This is a genomic window from Rhodophyticola sp. SM2404 (assembly GCF_053570515.1).
Genome location: NZ_JBSEDL010000003.1, coordinates 270,905 through 286,674 on the forward strand (window position 1 = coordinate 270,905; position 15,770 = coordinate 286,674).

Consider the following 15,770-nt stretch of genomic DNA (forward strand, 5'->3'; position numbering starts at 1 on the left):
GTCATGGAGGAGCCAAGCACGGATGACCAACAAACCATGACGCAGCATCTTCAAGCGATCTATGACACCCGCGTGTCGGAGGGCCTTTTGCGGCCTGATCCCGAGCAGCGCGCGATCCTGCTGCAACTGGATGCGTTGCGCGAGAAACTGAACACATCTCAGCGCAAAAGCTTTCTTGACCGTTTCCGCAAAGCAGAAACATCCGAGCCGTCGGGGTTATATCTCTGGGGCGGGGTCGGGCGCGGGAAATCCATGTTGATGGATTTGTTCTTTGCCCATGCGGGCATCACCGAAAAGCGTCGCGTCCATTTCCATGCCTTCATGCAGGAAATCCAGTCCGAATTGCATGAGGTCCGCAAAACAGGTGTGGATGACGCGATCAAACCCGTGGCCGATAAGATTGCCAAGACTATCCGCCTTCTCTGTTTCGATGAAATGCAGATCACTGATATCGCCGATGCGATGATCGTGGGGCGCTTGTTCGAGCGGCTTTTTGAGGCGGGGGTGATGGTGGTCACCACCTCGAACCGCCATCCAAGCGCGCTTTATAAGGACGGGTTGAACCGCCAGCTCTTCCTGCCTTTTATCGCGCTGCTGGAGGAACGGCTCAATGTCGTGCAACTCGATGCCGATACCGATTACAGGCAGGATCGTCTCTCGGGCGAGGATGTTTATTTCTCGCCCCTGTCCAGCGACGTGACGCAAAGGCTTGATCAGCTTTGGCGCGATCTGACGGGCGCGAATGAGGAGGCTCTAACCCTCGAGGTCAAAGGCCGCCATGTCGTGCTGGAGCGGTATTGGGCAGGCATGGCGCGCGCATCCTTTTGGGAATTATGCGGCAAGGCTTTGGGCCCTGCGGATTACCTTGCCCTGACGGGGGCTTTGAAACTGCTGATCCTTGAAGATGTGCCGCAATTGGGCATTGAAAACTTCAACGAGGCCAAGCGCTTTGTCACCCTGATTGATGCGCTGTATGAGGCCAAGACACGCTTGGTCGTCTCGGCGGCTGATACGCCTGAACGGCTCTATCTCGAAGGCACAGGCAGTTTCGAGTTCGAGCGCACGGCCAGCCGCTTGCGGGAAATGCAAAGTGCGGATTGGGGCAATGATGCTTGAGCGCTCAGGCCTCTAGCTCAGGTTCAGCACGGCTTCGCAGCGGATTTCCACACCTTCGGGAAAGGCGGGCAAAGGCGTGTCAGGGATGATCGAGCTGTCTTCGATCCAAGTGTTGTTGATGCAGACATCCTGCGCCCAATTCCCACCATTGAAGCCGAACCCGCCTTCGCCGCAATCATTCACCTCACCATTGGCGTTCCATGCCTGATAGCTTTGATCAAGCGCGATACCGCCCATGGGAAACTCCAACGCGGTCGTGTCGAAATACAGCTCCCAAGTGGTTTGGGTTGTGCGTTGATCAAGCCGCCAACTGCCAATCGGGAAATTGTCGAGATATCCGTAAATCGCAAAATCCGTGACCTCGTCCTGCGTGATGATCCCGCTATCCAGAAGCGTGTCAGGAAAGCTGATGGAACCGCGCATTGTATAGCCCGAACTTCCAATCCAGCAGAACTGGAATTTGGCGGCCTGAGCGGGATTGGCCGCGACCAGCAGGGATAGAAAAAGGGCAGTCAGACGCATAAGCGAAAAGATGGGTCGCTTGGCTGTTGGGGTCAAGGGCGGGCTCACCCGTTTTCCTTGAGGATCTCACCAGCAAGATAAAGCGATCCGCAAATCAGAACCCGTGCCGTGGCATCTTCGGCAGTGATCTGGGCCAAGGCCTCGGCCACGGAGGCCGCTTCCACCGCTTTGATGCCCACGCTTTTGGCTGCCGCAACGGTTTCAGCGGCAGCAAGGGTTGCCGCCTGACCCGGAATCGAGACCGCATGCAACGATTGAGTGAACGGCGCCAGCGGGGCCATAAAACCCGTCACATCCTTGGTGTTGAGCATGCCGCAGATCAAATGGGTCGGACGCTCAGGCAGGCCTTCAAAAGTACGTGCAACGGCGCGCGCGGCATGCGGGTTATGCCCGCCATCAAGCCAAAGCTCGGCCTGTGCTGCCGCCTCGACCAATGGCCCGTTTTGCAAGCGCTGCATTCTTGCGGGCCATTGCGCACGGGTCACAGCGGCCTCGCAGGCGTCTTCATCAAAGCCAAGATGACGAAGGGCCGCCAAGGCGCTGCCTGCATTCTGCATCTGGTGGGGGCCTGCAAGATTGGGCATCGGTAAATCCAGAAGGCCGTTTTCATCTTGAAAAATATAGCGGCCACGTTCTTCCCAGAAATGCCAATGCTGGCCATGCACCAAAAGGGGTGCGCCAAGGCGGGCGGCGGTGGTCTCGATCACCTCCAGCGCCTCGTCCTGCTGTGGCCCGACCACGCAAGTCACACCGCGCTTGATGATGCCCGCCTTCTCACCTGCAATCGCGGTGATGGTATCGCCCAAGAATTGTTGATGGTCGAGATCGATCGGGGTGATCACGCTGAGCGCAGGCGCATCGACCACATTGGTCGCATCAAGCCTGCCGCCAAGCCCGACCTCCAGCAAGGTGTAATCGGCAGGGGTTTCTGCAAATGCGACGAAGCCAGCGGCAGTCGTGATCTCGAAATAGGTGATGGGATCGGGGCCATTGGCGGCCAAACACCGATCCAGAATATCCGAAAGCTTCGCCTCATCGATCAGCGCACCTGCAAGGCGGATGCGTTCATGAAACCGTGCCAGATGCGGCGAGGTATAAGCATGGGCGGTCTTGCCAGCCCCCTCAAGCCCCGCACGGATCATCGCTTGGGTCGAGCCTTTGCCATTCGTACCTGCAACATGGATCACAGGCGGAATGCGTGTTTGTGGATTGTCCAAAGCAGCAAGAATGCGCCACATCCTGTCCAGCGTCAGATCAATGACCTTCGGGTGGAGCGACATCATCCGATCAAGGAGGATGTCCGAGGATGCCGCGCTCACGGCTTGTCAGGCTCGGCTTGTGTTTCGTCGGCTTCAGGCAATGCCACCGGATCAGCTTTTGCATCGCTGATCTCGCCGCCAGCGGGCGCGGGCAACTCGCCCGAAATGGCGGGCGGCTCACCTGTTAGCATCCGCAGGATCGTAATCAGCTCATCGCGCATTTTGGTGCGATGCGTCACGCGGTCCAGCATGCCGTGATCAAGCAGATATTCCGCGCGCTGGAAGCCTTCGGGCAGTTTCTCACGAATGGTCTGTTCGATCACACGCGGTCCCGCAAAGCAGATCAGGGCATTGGGTTCGGAAATCTGGATATCGCCAAGCATCGCGTAAGAGGCCGTCACGCCACCCGTGGTCGGGTGGGTCAGCACAACGATATAAGGCAGGTTCGCTTCTTTGAGCATTTGCACGGCAACCGTTGTGCGCGGCATTTGCATCAGCGAAAGGATACCTTCCTGCATACGCGCGCCACCCGCAGCCGAGAACAGCACCAAGGGGCGTTTGAGTTTCACCGCACGCTCGGCGGCAGCAATGATCGCATTTCCCACATACATGCCCATGGAGCCTGCCATGAAGGAGAAATCCTGCGCCGCCGCCACAATCGGCGTGCGCCCTATCTCACCCTCGGCCACCAGCATCGCTTCGGCCTCACTGGTTGTTTTCTGCGCGGCTTTCAAACGGTCAGGGTATCTTTTCTGATCCCGAAAATTGAGCGGATCCGCGATTGGCTTGGGAACTTTCACTTCGGTGAAAATACCGCCATCAAACAGAGCTGTAAAACGGTCGCGCGGTGTGATCGCCATATGGTGATCGCACCCTGTGCAGACATTGAGATTGTCCGACAATTCGCGGTGGAACAGCATCGTTCCGCACTCGCTGCATTTGGTCCAGAGGTTCTCTGGCATCTCGCGGCGCGAGAAAATCGAGTTGATCCGCGGGCGGACGTAATTGGTGATCCAGTTCATGGAATACCCTGCTTGGCCGGTCTTTCGGTGGAGATATGATGCTCAGCGACAAATTGCAATCAATGTCGCATCTGGTGCCCTACCTCGTCACGGCATAGCGGATCGCGGCCCAAGCCGTGAATGTGATCCCCATATCCATATAGATCAGTGGCCGCAGGATATCAGCGCTGGTGACGCTGATCGGGATAACATAAAGCGCTAGACCCGAAAGAGGACCATCGAGAGATATCAGCAAAAGCGCCAGAACATTATTGGCAAAATGCAGCCCCCAAGCCGCGCCGATATTGCCTGTCTTTGCGGTCAAATCCGCGGCAAGAATGCCGAACAGGCCAGTGGCCGCCACGATCAGCCATGCATTCGGGCCATAGGTTGTTGGGTCCAGATGGGCCAAGGCAAAAAGAACCGATGGCAGAACCATCCAGATAATCGGGTTGGAGAAACGCGCGGCAAGCTGTTGTTGGATATAGCCGCGAAACAGGATCTCCTCGGCCCCTGTCTGGATAAGGACACCCACAAGTGCCAAGGGCATGAAAGAGGCCCAGATGGCCAGCTCAAGATTTGATTGCAGCATCAGATCAGTCGGGATCAGCATGGAGGCCGCAAAAACAATCGCGGCCACTCCGATCGCGATCAGGAACTGACGCTGCATGGTGGCAAGGGGGCCAAAAAGACTTGCGATGGGGCGTTTGTGCAGCAGTTTCGTGGCCAGCATTGCGCCGCCGCCCATGCCGATAAAGGTTCCCAGAATAAGCAGCGTGGCCGTTGGTGTATCGGCGACCTGTATCCGCTGCATCCAAGGCTGGAGGCCAGACAGGCCGCCATTGAACAATGCGATAAGCCCCATAAGGGCAAAAATACCCAGAGCGTAAACCCCTATGGCAAGCCCTAGCCCGACGACAAAGCGCCAAATCTGCGGGTAGCCCTTGGCGGGGGCGATAAAGGCATCATGTGCCGCGTAATACATAGACCTGCTCGATTTGCTTTTTCTTATTGAGCCAAGTCTACCCTAAAACAGCCCCAAACGGCAATCTCGCTTGTGCCATTTGACAGGGGCGTCTATTCCAAGGGAAATTTGCGAATGACTTAAGGGAGAGACGTCATGTTGAAGGGTAAGATGGACAAGTCCAAACTTCCAAGCCGCCACGTAACAGAAGGCCCTTCGCGCGCGCCGCATCGGTCTTATTTCTATGCCATGGGCATCACCGAGGAAGAGATCAATCAACCCTTCGTCGGCGTTGCAACCTGCTGGAACGAAGCCGCCCCTTGTAACATCGCGCTGAACCGTCAGGCACAATCGGTGAAAATGGGTGTGAAACATGCCAATGGCACACCACGCGAATTCACCACAATCACTGTAACAGACGGCATCGCTATGGGCCATGAGGGCATGCGCTCATCCTTGGCCAGCCGTGATGCGATTGCCGATACGGTCGAGCTGACAATGCGTGGCCATTGCTATGATGCGCTTGTGGGCCTTGCGGGGTGTGACAAATCCCTTCCCGGCATGATGATGGCGATGGTGCGCCTGAATGTTCCTTCGGTTTTCATCTATGGTGGCTCGATCCTTCCGGGTCGGCTTGAGGGCAAAGACGTCACGGTTCAGGATGTTTTCGAGGCTGTTGGCCAGCATCAGGCGGGCAATTACAGCGATGAACAACTCGCCGTTCTCGAGCGTGTGGCCTGCCCCTCTGCTGGCGCTTGTGGTGGTCAGTTCACGGCCAACACGATGGCTTGTGTCTCCGAGGCTATCGGCCTTGCGCTGCCGAATTCCTCTGGCGCGCCAGCCCCCTATGAAAGCCGTGACCAATATGGTGTCGCCTCGGGCGAGGCGGTGATGAACCTGATCGAGAAAAACATTCGCGCGCGCGATATCGTCACGCTGAAATCCCTGCAAAACGCAGCGCGCATTGTGGCCTGCACGGGCGGCTCGACCAATGCGGGCCTGCATTTGCCAGCGATTGCACATGAAGCGGGCATTGATTTTGACCTCTTTGATGTCTGCGAGATTTTCAAGGACACCCCCTATTTTGTCGATCTCAAACCAGGTGGTCAGTATGTCGCCAAGGACCTCTATGAGGCAGGCGGCGTTCCCGTTGTGATGAATGAATTGCGTAAAGCGGGCCTGATCCATGAAGATTGCATGACCGCAACAGGCCGCAGCATGGGTGAGGAGCTTGATATCATCGTGCGCCAAGCCGATGGCAAAGTGATCCATGAAGTTGCGGCACCGATCTCGGATACAGGCGGTGTTGTGGGCCTCAGCGGCAACCTTGCCCCTGACGGAGCGATCGTGAAGGTCGCGGGCATGTCCGAGGAAGAGCAGGTCTTCACGGGCCCCGCGCGCGTTTTCGAGAGCGAAGAAGAAGCTTTCGCTGCGGTCAAGGCACGCACCTATGAAGAGGGCGAGGTTCTCGTGATCCGCAATGAGGGCCCCGCAGGCGGCCCCGGTATGCGCGAAATGCTGGCCACAACCAGCGCGCTGAGCGGTCAGGGCATGGGCAAGAAAGTTGCCTTGATCACCGATGGCCGTTTCTCGGGCGCGACCCGTGGATTCTGTGTTGGCCATGTCGGGCCAGAAGCGGCCCATTGCGGTCCGATCGGTTTGCTCGAGAATGGTGATATGATTACGATCAACGCCATTTCAGGTGAATTGAGCGTGGCCCTTTCTGATGACGAACTGGCGGCGCGTAAGGCAAATTGGAAAGGCCCCAAGGAAACCATCTATGCGTCAGGCGCCTTGTGGAAATATTCACAGCTTGTCGGGTCCGCCCGCTTTGGCGCGGTCACCCATCCCGGCGCCAATGAGGAGAAACATGTCTATATGGACCTGTAATCTTTTCAAAGGTCTGGGCCTTCTGGCCCTGACCTTGACGCTTGCGGCCTGTGGAGGGCGTGGCGGTGGTGGCAGTTTCGGGCCTCCGCCGCAGGCGGATACTGAAATTCAGGTCACCTCTGACAGGCTGACAGTTGGCGGCCCTGACGGGTTTTGTGTCGATCCTGAGGCCACCCAAGATCGCGGCGTAACCGCCTTTGTGCTGTTGGGCAATTGCGCAGCCATCGCCAATTCCGCGCGCCTGCCGCAACCCGCTGTCCCTGCCTTGCTGACGGCCTCAATCTCCGAGCCGTCCGAGGGGTCATCCTTGCGGGAGTCTATCCCAAGTCTGGGAAGCTTCTTTTCATCGGAAAACGGCCGCCGTCTGCTCAGCCGTGATCAAGACCCCGAAACCGTAGAGGTGTTGGACAGCTTTCACCAAGCGGATGTGTTCTTCTTGCATGCCCGCGATAGCAGCACAGGCAGTATCGAAGGCGTGCGCGAGGATTACTGGCGCGCCTATCTGGATCTGGGCAACCGCATCGCAACGCTCAGCGTTTTGGGGTTGGCCGATCAAGAGATCACCAATGATCAAAGCCTCGAGACACTGCGCAGTTTTGCGATTGCAGTTACCTCCGCGAATGGTCCCGGGGCAGACCTGCCTGGCCAAAGCACGGAAACGACACAAACAGTTGAAATTCAGAGCGAGCCAGAGCAGAGTTTTGAACGGCCACAACCTGCGCGTGAACCTGCCAGTGTGACGGGTGGACGAATTCTCAGGAATATTGGCTTGTTTCGACGTATATTTAACTAGAAACCTGCAAGTATAAGCACTCAAGATTTAAAGAAACGCGGAGCACCACCGATATGGGGCTGGATTTTGATGGATTTTTTGCCCGCAAGCGGCTCGACCGCGTTATGCGGAGCTTTGGGCAGGTGACCCAAAAGGCAAAGGATTTGCCTGCGCATAACCTGCGTGAAGCCAATGACCGCGCCCGCGGGCTACAGACCGAGCTCGCGCGAATGCAGGTTGCCACCGAAAAAGCGCTTCTGAAAAAATCTCGGCAAGACGACAGGATCGAACGGCCCGAGCAATGCGACTGGAGCTATCGGCCCGCCACTTGGACAGAACCCATGGCTCCGAAAGGGCAGGTGCAGGTCGGCTCGCCGCAAAAGCTGGTCGGTGGGATGAGCCTGTTCCATGATTGCGCACGTTCTGAAATTTCCTATCGACAGCGTCAGAATTCTGGGCCGCATCACGCTGCCCCTTACGGGCTGGAACTGGAGGTTTATCGGTTTGATGGCTCGTTCATGTCACTGGTGCAGGATTTGCCCAATGACGGCTTAGTTGGCCTGACCCGTGGGCATTTCATTTCGATGACCATGTATGCCGATATGGACCGCCAGATTGAAATCTATGCGCGGCTCAACGTCCAGCATGGGCCGAATACGGAACAAATGGTGCGCCAGCTTTCGGGACAGGACGGGAAATTTGTTGCCGAATTTGACTTGGCCTATTCCAAGATCAATGAAAAACGTCTTGAGAAGATGTGGCTTGATCTGATCTTTGAGGGGCCACAGATGAATCGCATCATCATGTGGGATATGTATCTGACGCGCGCACCGCGCGCAGATCTGTAGTCGGGGGACAATCCATTGAGCGCCATGACGCTTACAAAAATCCGTTTGGTCGGCGGGCGATATGAGGGCATCCTTGATGCAGGCGATGCAACGCCGATCATTGAAGCCGTCCATATGGAACGTGTTGTTGGCACCGCCAAACTCACGCCCAGTGATGAAGGACCGGGCCGTTTTCAGGTTGATTTCGAGTTGCCGGTATCGGTGCTTAGCGATGGTGTGCAGGTTGTAAGCCTACGCACAGCTGATGAGGGCGATGTGCTGGACCGGATCACCTTGATGGCAGGACAGGCGCTTGATGAAGATATTCGCGCCGAAGTTGCGCTGATGCGCGATGAGCTTGAGATGCTCAAAGTGGCTTTCCGCCGCCATTGCGCAGAGACCGAGCAAGACTAACCCTATCCTCCGAGAATGACGCGGCGTTGGGAGGTGACAAAATACCCCCCATGCCTGTAGCTGTGAATGCGGGAGGATTTCTTATGCCACATTCGCTTTATCCGCATGTATTCGAACCGCTGGATCTTGGGTTCACCACGCTGAAAAACCGTGTGTTGATGGGCTCCATGCATACCGGCCTTGAAGAGACACGCGATTGGCCCCGCGTGGCGGCCTTTTATGCGGCGCGGGCCCGTGGTGGTGCGGCTTTGATTGTCACAGGCGGTATGGCCCCCAATAAGGAGGGCGGTGTCTTCCCCGGTGCGGCAGGTCTTTTCACCGATGCTGATATCGAAAATCACCGTACCGTCACCGATGCCGTGCATCAGGCAGGCGGTAAGATCGCGATGCAAATCCTCCATGCAGGCCGCTATGCCTATAGCCCCGATTGTGTCGCGCCCTCGCCTGTCAAATCCCCGATCTCGCCCTTTCCCCCGAAGGAATTGGATGAAGAGGGGATCGAAAAGCAGATCGCCGATATGGTGACAGCGGCCGCGCGCGCCCGTGAGGCTGGCTATGACGGGGTCGAGATCATGGGCAGTGAAGGGTATTTCATTAACCAGTTCCTTGTGACCCATACCAATAAGCGAAGCGATCGCTGGGGTGGCGCTTACGAGAATCGGATGCGCTTGGCGATTGAGGTCGTGCGCCGTGTGCGCGAAGCGGTTGGTCCCGATTTCATCATTATTTTCCGCCTCTCCATGATTGATCTGGTGCCCAATGGCTCCACCCATGCCGAGGTCGTGCAATTGGCCCAAGCCGTCGAGGCAGCGGGGGCTACGATCCTGAATACAGGCATCGGCTGGCATGAGGCGCGTATTCCCACCATCGCCACCAGCGTTCCGCGTAAGGGCTTTGCATGGGTTACCAAAAAGCTGATGGGCAAGGTCGGCATTCCCGTCATCACCTCGAACCGCATCAATATGCCTGATGTGGCCGAGGATATTCTGGCCGAGGGTGCCGCCGATATGGTCTCGATGGCGCGGCCTTTCCTTGCGGACGCTGATTTCGTGGTGAAGGCCGAACAAGGGCGCGCCGATGAAATTGCGCCCTGCATTGCCTGCAACCAAGCCTGCCTTGATCATACCTTCTCGGGCAAGTTGACAAGCTGCCTTGTGAACCCCCGCGCCTGCCATGAAACCGAACTCAGCTATGACGCTACTGATGCCGCAAAAACCATCGCCATTGTCGGTGGTGGTGCGGCTGGTCTGGCGACTGCGATGGTCGCCGCTGAGCGTGGGCATAAAGTGACCCTTTTCGAGAAATCAGCCTCTCTTGGCGGACAGCTCAAGATGGCGCGCGAGATACCGGGAAAAGAGGAATTTAAGGCTCTAACCCGCTGGTTCGAGACGATGATGGAGCGCCACCAGATTGATGTTCGTCTCAATGCTGACCCTGAGGCTGATGATCTTGGCAGTTATGATGAAGTCGTCATCGCCACGGGCGTGCGCCCGCGTGATCCAGAAATTGAGGGGCAGAATGGCCCCAATGTGCTGAGCTATATTGATGTCTTGGCAGGCAAGGCCCCTGTCGGAAAACGGGTTGCTGTGATCGGGGCTGGCGGCATCGGGTTTGATGTGGCCGAGTTTCTTGTCCATGAGGGGCCAAGCCCGACCGAGGAGCCGCAGCTTTGGCGCAAGGAATGGGGTGTCAGCGACCCCGAGATTGACCGTGGCGGCTTGGCCCCTGAAGGGCCGCAACCTGATGCTGCGGCGCGTGATGTTGTCTTGCTACAGCGCAAGCCCGAGAAGCCGGGTAAGCGCTTGGGCAAAACCACGGGCTGGATCCACCGCGCGGCTTTGAAGATGAAAGGTGTGAAGATGATCGCGGGCGTGAATTACGAACGCATCGATGCTGATGGTCTGCATATCACCTTTGGCGAGGCGCGCGAGCACCCGACCCTGATCGAAGCGGATACGGTGGTGCTATGTGCAGGCCAAATTCCTGAGCGGTCGCTGGCTGACGTATTGAGCGCCAATGGCCGTGCACCCCATGTGATCGGTGGCGCGGATGTCGCCGCTGAGCTGGATGCGAAGCGCGCGATTGATCAAGGTGCAAGGCTGGCCGCGACCCTATAGGGCGGCCAGCTTTGGCACTTACCCTTTGAGGCGACGGTTCCGCGCGGCCAGAAGTTTGAGGCGCAACGCGTTGAGCTGAATAAAGCCCTGCGCGTCTTTCTGGTCATAGGCACCTGCATCCTCTTCGAAGGTCACATGCGCTTCGGAATAGAGGCTGTGATCGGACCACCGCGCGACACTGCGCACCGAGCCCTTATAGAGCTTCAGACGCACTGTGCCTGTGACATGCTCTTGGCTTTTGTCGATCAGGGCTTGCAGCATCTCGCGCTCGGGCGAGAACCAGAAACCGTTATAGATCAGCTCGGCATAGCGAGGCATGATCGAATCTTTCAGATGGCCTGCGCCGCTATCCAGCGTGATCTGCTCGATCCCACGATGCGCCTCAAGCAAGATCGTGCCGCCGGGTGTTTCATAGATACCGCGTGATTTCATACCGACAAAACGGTTCTCAACGAAATCCAGACGACCAATGCCATGCTTGCCGCCATATTCATTCAGCTTGGTCAGGATCGTTGCAGGTGACATCGCCTCGCCATTGATCGCAACCGCATCGCCCTGCTCGAAGGTGACTTCGATCATCTCGGGCTCATCGGGCGCATCCTCGGGGTGGACACTGCGCTGGTACACGTAATCGGGTGCTTCCTCGGCAGGGTCTTCCAGAACCTTACCCTCGGAGGAGGTGTGCAACAGGTTTGCATCGACGGAGAAGGGGGCCTCACCGCGCTTGTCTTTCGCGATGGGGATCTGGTTTTCCTCAGCAAAGGCCAGCAATTTGGTGCGCGAGGTCAGGTCCCACAAACGCCAAGGCGCAATCACCTTAATATCGGGGTTAAGCGCATAGGCCGACAACTCGAACCGTACCTGATCATTGCCTTTGCCTGTGGCACCATGTGACACGGCATCGGCCCCTGTTTCAGCGGCGATCTCAACCAGACGCTTGGAGATCAGCGGGCGCGCGATCGAAGTTCCCAGCAGGTAGAGCCCTTCATACAGCGCATTGGCGCGGAACATCGGGAAGACAAAATCGCGCACGAATTCTTCGCGGATATCTTCAATATAAATATTCTCGGGCTTGATCCCTAGCAACTCTGCCTTCTTGCGTGCGGGCTCCAGCTCTTCGCCTTGGCCGAGATCGGCGGTGAAGGTCACCACCTCGCAACCATATTCCGTCTGCAGCCATTTCAGGATGATCGAGGTGTCGAGACCACCGGAATAGGCAAGGACGACTTTTTTGGGCGCAGACATGAGGCAGCTCCGAATTGGGGGTATGACGGTCGGGCGGATAACGGGTTTTACCAATGGGCGCAAGGTAAGGCGCGGGGCAAAAGGGGCGGAGTGGCGCGGGTTTTGCCCATGATCGGGCGCATCTGTCACTGGACAGGATGGCTACATTGGTGCAGGCCAGAGGGCATGAGTGATTTTGCCGAAAAAGCCCGCGCCGCCGAAGCGGCCATGCGAACCCTGTTTCCAGCCACGCCCTTGCAGCGCAATGCCTATCTATCCGAGCGCTACGAGGCCGATATCTGGCTCAAACGCGAGGATCTCTCGCCTGTGCGCTCCTATAAGATCAGGGGCGCATTCAATGCCATGCGCAAGGTGCTGGAGATGGATCCGACCCGCTCGCAATTCGTTTGCGCCAGTGCGGGCAATCATGCGCAGGGTGTTGCTTTTGTTTGCCAGCATTTCGGTGTGAAAGGCGTGATTTTCATGCCCGTGACCACCCCCCAACAAAAGATCGACAAGACCCGTGTGTTCGGGGGTGAAAACGTCACTATTCGGCTGATTGGTGACTATTTTGATGAAACCTTGGCCGCCGCGCAAAGCTATTGTAGCGATGAGGGCGCGCATTTCCTATCTCCCTTCGATGACCCTGATGTGATCGAAGGCCAAGCCTCGGTCGCGGTTGAAATGTTGGCGCAAATGCCAAACCTGCCTGATGAGGTGATCTTGCCTGTGGGTGGCGGCGGATTATCCTCAGGGGTGACAAGTTATTTCAACGCGGCTGGCGTAAAAACCCATATCAGCCTTGTCGAACCTGTGGGTGGCCCAAGCCTGACAGCAGCGCTTGAACATGGCGCGCCTCATACGATTGCGATCAAAGATACGTTTGTGGATGGCGCAGCCGTGGCACGGATCGGTGCGAAGCCCTTCGCCATTCTAAAATCGGTGAAGCCTGAGGATGTGCATCTTGCGCCTGAAAATCGCATCTGTGTGACGATTCAGGAAATGCTGAACATCGAAGGCGTTGTGCTTGAGCCTGCGGGCGCTTTGTCGATTGATGTGCTGCGCGACCTTGCCGAAAGCATAAAGGGCAAGACGGTTGTGTGCCTGACATCGGGCGGGAATTTTGATTTCGAGCGTCTGCCCGAGGTCAAGGAACGCGGCATGCGGTATCAGGGTTTGAAGAAATATTTCATCCTGCGTATGCCCCAACGCCCCGGAGCCTTGAAGGATTTCCTCGGGCTACTTGGGCCTGATGACGATATTGCACGGTTTGAATATCTGAAGAAATCTGCGCGGAACTATGGCTCGGTTCTGATTGGGATCGAGACGCGAGATGAAAATCATTTTCCTGATCTCTTTGCGAGGATGGAAGAAAACGGATTTGCCTATCGTGATATCACCGATGATGAGGTGCTTTCAGAATTCCTGATCTAGGCTGAAGCGTTCAAACAGCGTCAGGCCGCCCCTTTGATAAGCAGGGGTTGGGCTTTTTGAAGTTCTGCGAAGGATTTCTCGAACACCTCCAAGAGGCTTGCAACCTCGGGAAGAGCGCCTGATTTGACGGTGTTTTCCCGCTCCAGACAGGCTTTGGCCAGATCGATAAAGCCGAGGTTCAAAGCACTTCCTCGCAAAAAGTGAAAATCGTCAGCCGTTGCGGTATTGGGCCTGCGCGCAAGATTGCCCAACATCTCGGACATTTCCTCGGTAAAGAGTTCCGCCACTTCTGCAAAATCCTCTTCACCGATATCTGTTCGCAATTCGTTAAACCTATCCCAATCGATCATGTCTCACCTGTTTTGCAACCTAGCGGGACAATGCAGCTTGAGAGTTAACGAGTGGTTCACTTCTCAACTCGGATTAACGCGCATTTTATCTTTCACACCTCGTTAAAGCTGGTCGCTTAGATCATGCGGAATCACAGGAGTTTCCGAATGATCGCGGCCGAGCATAGCCAAAACCACCCCACCCCGAATTTGCGGGCTTTGGTGCTGGATGACAGCCGCGCGCAATGTGCCATGCTGGCATCGCTGCTTGGCGGTTGGGGCTATGACGTGGTGACCTTTACGGATCCTCGGGAAGCGCTCGCTTGTCTGGCTGACACGGATATCAATCTGGTGATCAGCGATTGGGTCATGCCCGAGATGACGGGCCCTGAATTCTGCCACCGTTTTCGGGAGATGCAGCGCGGCGCATATGGCTATGTCATTCTTCTGACCTCGAAATCCGAGAAGGCGGCGATTGCCCAAGGCTTGGATGCTGGCGCGGATGATTTTCTCGCAAAACCGGTTCATGCCACCGAATTGCGCGCGCGCTTGAATGCAGGTGAACGCATCCTCGCGACGCAGGCTGAATTGCAGGAAAAGAACCGCCAGATCAGTGGCGCCTTGAGTGAAATCCAATCGCTTTATGCCGAGATCGAGCGTGAACTTCAGGAAGCGAAACGCTTGCAGGAGTCCCTTTTGCGGGAAGAATTCGTATCGCTTGGCGGTGCCAATCTCTCCTTCTTGCTGGAATCATCGGGCCATGTCGGGGGCGATCTGGTCGGGTATTTTCCCGCAGGTCGGCATCGGGTTGGCGTGTTTTCCATCGATGTGTCGGGGCATGGCGTGACCTCGGCCATGATTGCCGCGCGGCTTTATTCTGTTTTGGGGGCCAGTTCCCCATCACGCAATCTGGCCTTGCGCAAAGGGGCGTTCGGCCCCGAGGCGCGACCCCTTGATGAGGTCGCCAAGCGGCTGAATGATCTGATGATCAGCGAGGTTGGTGGTGATCAGTATTGCACCTTATGTCTGGCAATCCTGAACATTCGGGACGGGACCTTGGACATGGTTCAGGCGGGTCACCCACACCCCATTCTACAGCGTCGCAACGGATCTATGGAGATGCTCGGGAAGGGCGGCTTGCCGATCGGGCTTATTGGGCAGGCCAGTTGGGAAATGGTTCAGATTACGCTTCAAGCGGGTGACAAACTGCTCATCCATTCCGATGGGTTTACCGAATGCCCCGCTCCCAATGGTGATCTGCTTGATGATGGCGGGCTGATGCGGCTGTTTGGAAAACTGGCCTCGAAAAAGGATCTGGATTTGCTCAAATCCCTTCAGAGGGAGGTGGAGCTTTACTCAGGCACGAGCGATTTCCCTGATGATATCTCAGCGGCGCTGATCGAGTTTACAGGGGCCGATTAGAAAACCGACCGTCCAAAAGTTGCGAGACGAAAAAGCGGTCACCCGAAACGGCCAAGCGCGTTAGGGCCTCCTCCCAATCCAGAAATACGGCCGTATGCCCCGCTTCGGTCGGGTCAGATAGGCGCGGCCCGATATCAGCCAGATAGATATGGCACAGCTTATGCGCGTGAAAGCCGTAATCGGGCATAAAGGTGTAGCGGTGGAACATCCCCAAACGCCGTGGTGAGTGGATGCGGTAGCCCGTTTCCTCGATCACCTCGCGATAGAGCGCTTGCAATGTCGTCTCACCCTCATCAATGCCGCCGCCAGGCAATTGCAGCTCAGGCGTGGGGTTTTCTTGAAAGCTTGCCAGAATGCCTTCGCCGGTTCGAATAATTGCATAAACCCCTGGCCGTGTGCGGTAGGTCAGTTTTGGGTCGGGGGTTTTTCCGAAACGGCGGTTCATCTGAATATCCCATCACAACATATAATATTGCAGC

At 56.7% G+C, this 15,770-nt stretch carries 15 protein-coding genes; 8 read left to right on the forward strand and 7 right to left on the reverse strand.

From position 1 onward, the window contains the following. Positions 1-3 precede the first annotated feature (3 nt). Positions 4-1,116 (forward strand): cell division protein ZapE, encoded by a 1,113-nt coding sequence (gene zapE, locus ACTYEO_RS06540; protein WP_449322909.1) that lies wholly within the window; start codon positions 4-6, stop codon positions 1,114-1,116. 12 nt (positions 1,117-1,128) lie between these two features. Here zapE and ACTYEO_RS06545 read toward each other — a convergent pair whose 3' ends face one another. The 4 genes from ACTYEO_RS06545 to ACTYEO_RS06560 form a co-directional block, all read right to left on the reverse strand. Continuing rightward, entirely contained in the window at positions 1,129-1,638 is a 510-nt protein-coding gene (locus ACTYEO_RS06545) for a hypothetical protein (protein WP_449322910.1), read from the reverse strand. A gap of 44 nt (positions 1,639-1,682) precedes the next feature. Further along, complete coding sequence (locus ACTYEO_RS06550; RefSeq protein WP_449323009.1) at positions 1,683-2,921, reverse strand: bifunctional folylpolyglutamate synthase/dihydrofolate synthase; 1,239 nt, start codon at positions 2,919-2,921, stop codon at positions 1,683-1,685. 32 nt (positions 2,922-2,953) lie between these two features. Continuing rightward, positions 2,954-3,919, reverse strand: a complete 966-nt coding sequence (accD, locus tag ACTYEO_RS06555) for an acetyl-CoA carboxylase, carboxyltransferase subunit beta (RefSeq protein ID WP_449322911.1) — start codon at positions 3,917-3,919, stop codon at positions 2,954-2,956. Positions 3,920-3,998: 79 nt separating this feature from the next. After that, the gene (locus ACTYEO_RS06560; protein ID WP_449322912.1) at positions 3,999-4,883 is read right to left on the reverse strand and encodes a CPBP family intramembrane glutamic endopeptidase; all 885 of its coding nucleotides are present in this window, start codon (positions 4,881-4,883) and stop codon (positions 3,999-4,001) included. Positions 4,884-5,018: 135 nt separating this feature from the next. Between ACTYEO_RS06560 and ilvD the strand changes: the two genes are divergently transcribed. From ilvD to ACTYEO_RS06585, 5 genes are all read left to right on the forward strand, one after another. Beyond that, positions 5,019-6,752, forward strand: a complete 1,734-nt coding sequence (ilvD, locus tag ACTYEO_RS06565; RefSeq protein ID WP_449322913.1) for a dihydroxy-acid dehydratase — start codon at positions 5,019-5,021, stop codon at positions 6,750-6,752. After that, positions 6,733-7,545 (forward strand): hypothetical protein, encoded by an 813-nt coding sequence (locus tag ACTYEO_RS06570; RefSeq protein ID WP_449322914.1) that lies wholly within the window; start codon positions 6,733-6,735, stop codon positions 7,543-7,545. The genes ilvD and ACTYEO_RS06570 overlap by 20 nt, the downstream gene beginning before the upstream one ends. Before the next feature lie 53 nt (positions 7,546-7,598). Continuing rightward, positions 7,599-8,372, forward strand: coding sequence for a DUF6478 family protein (locus ACTYEO_RS06575; RefSeq protein WP_449322915.1), 774 nt, complete (start codon positions 7,599-7,601; stop codon positions 8,370-8,372). 24 nt (positions 8,373-8,396) lie between these two features. Beyond that, positions 8,397-8,765 (forward strand): hypothetical protein, encoded by a 369-nt coding sequence (locus tag ACTYEO_RS06580; RefSeq protein WP_449322916.1) that lies wholly within the window; start codon positions 8,397-8,399, stop codon positions 8,763-8,765. A gap of 83 nt (positions 8,766-8,848) precedes the next feature. Further along, positions 8,849-10,882 carry an NADPH-dependent 2,4-dienoyl-CoA reductase gene (locus ACTYEO_RS06585; RefSeq protein ID WP_449322917.1) on the forward strand — a complete coding sequence of 678 codons (2,034 nt, stop codon included), beginning with the start codon at positions 8,849-8,851 and terminating at the stop codon, positions 10,880-10,882. Positions 10,883-10,900: 18 nt separating this feature from the next. Here the strand turns inward: ACTYEO_RS06585 and ACTYEO_RS06590 are convergent, their stop codons facing one another. Beyond that, the gene (locus ACTYEO_RS06590) at positions 10,901-12,127 is read right to left on the reverse strand and encodes an argininosuccinate synthase (RefSeq protein WP_449322918.1); all 1,227 of its coding nucleotides are present in this window, start codon (positions 12,125-12,127) and stop codon (positions 10,901-10,903) included. Between the two features lie 165 nt (positions 12,128-12,292). Between ACTYEO_RS06590 and ilvA the strand changes: the two genes are divergently transcribed. Then, on the forward strand, positions 12,293-13,540 hold the full coding sequence (ilvA, locus tag ACTYEO_RS06595; RefSeq protein WP_449322919.1) for a threonine ammonia-lyase IlvA: 1,248 nt from the start codon (positions 12,293-12,295) through the stop codon (positions 13,538-13,540). Positions 13,541-13,560: 20 nt separating this feature from the next. Here the strand turns inward: ilvA and ACTYEO_RS06600 are convergent, their stop codons facing one another. Continuing rightward, entirely contained in the window at positions 13,561-13,890 is a 330-nt protein-coding gene (locus tag ACTYEO_RS06600) for an Hpt domain-containing protein (RefSeq protein ID WP_449322920.1), read from the reverse strand. Between the two features lie 147 nt (positions 13,891-14,037). Here ACTYEO_RS06600 and ACTYEO_RS06605 point away from each other — a divergent pair, with 147 nt between their 5' ends. Continuing rightward, positions 14,038-15,291: a PP2C family protein-serine/threonine phosphatase gene (locus ACTYEO_RS06605; RefSeq protein ID WP_449322921.1), complete on the forward strand. Its 1,254-nt coding sequence runs from the start codon at positions 14,038-14,040 to the stop codon at positions 15,289-15,291. Here the strand turns inward: ACTYEO_RS06605 and ACTYEO_RS06610 are convergent. Beyond that, entirely contained in the window at positions 15,275-15,736 is a 462-nt protein-coding gene (locus tag ACTYEO_RS06610; protein ID WP_449322922.1) for an NUDIX domain-containing protein, read from the reverse strand. The two genes, ACTYEO_RS06605 and ACTYEO_RS06610, sit on opposite strands and share 17 nt — an antisense overlap. Positions 15,737-15,770: the final 34 nt, after the last annotated feature.

Bases quoted from the DNA above. Each gene is read 5' to 3' on its own strand.
- zapE (WP_449322909.1), top strand. From the start codon at position 4: ATGGAGGAGCCAAGCACGGATGACCAACAAACCATGACGCAGCATCTT.
- ACTYEO_RS06545 (WP_449322910.1), bottom strand. From the start codon at position 1,638: ATGCGTCTGACTGCCCTTTTTCTATCCCTGCTGGTCGCGGCCAATCCC.
- ACTYEO_RS06550 (WP_449323009.1), bottom strand. From the start codon at position 2,921: ATGATGTCGCTCCACCCGAAGGTCATTGATCTGACGCTGGACAGGATG.
- accD (WP_449322911.1), bottom strand. From the start codon at position 3,919: ATGAACTGGATCACCAATTACGTCCGCCCGCGGATCAACTCGATTTTC.
- ACTYEO_RS06560 (WP_449322912.1), bottom strand. From the start codon at position 4,883: ATGTATTACGCGGCACATGATGCCTTTATCGCCCCCGCCAAGGGCTAC.
- ilvD (WP_449322913.1), top strand. From the start codon at position 5,019: ATGTTGAAGGGTAAGATGGACAAGTCCAAACTTCCAAGCCGCCACGTA.
- ACTYEO_RS06570 (WP_449322914.1), top strand. From the start codon at position 6,733: ATGTCTATATGGACCTGTAATCTTTTCAAAGGTCTGGGCCTTCTGGCC.
- ACTYEO_RS06575 (WP_449322915.1), top strand. From the start codon at position 7,599: ATGGGGCTGGATTTTGATGGATTTTTTGCCCGCAAGCGGCTCGACCGC.
- ACTYEO_RS06580 (WP_449322916.1), top strand. From the start codon at position 8,397: ATGACGCTTACAAAAATCCGTTTGGTCGGCGGGCGATATGAGGGCATC.
- ACTYEO_RS06585 (WP_449322917.1), top strand. From the start codon at position 8,849: ATGCCACATTCGCTTTATCCGCATGTATTCGAACCGCTGGATCTTGGG.
- ACTYEO_RS06590 (WP_449322918.1), bottom strand. From the start codon at position 12,127: ATGTCTGCGCCCAAAAAAGTCGTCCTTGCCTATTCCGGTGGTCTCGAC.
- ilvA (WP_449322919.1), top strand. From the start codon at position 12,293: ATGAGTGATTTTGCCGAAAAAGCCCGCGCCGCCGAAGCGGCCATGCGA.
- ACTYEO_RS06600 (WP_449322920.1), bottom strand. From the start codon at position 13,890: ATGATCGATTGGGATAGGTTTAACGAATTGCGAACAGATATCGGTGAA.
- ACTYEO_RS06605 (WP_449322921.1), top strand. From the start codon at position 14,038: ATGATCGCGGCCGAGCATAGCCAAAACCACCCCACCCCGAATTTGCGG.
- ACTYEO_RS06610 (WP_449322922.1), bottom strand. From the start codon at position 15,736: ATGAACCGCCGTTTCGGAAAAACCCCCGACCCAAAACTGACCTACCGC.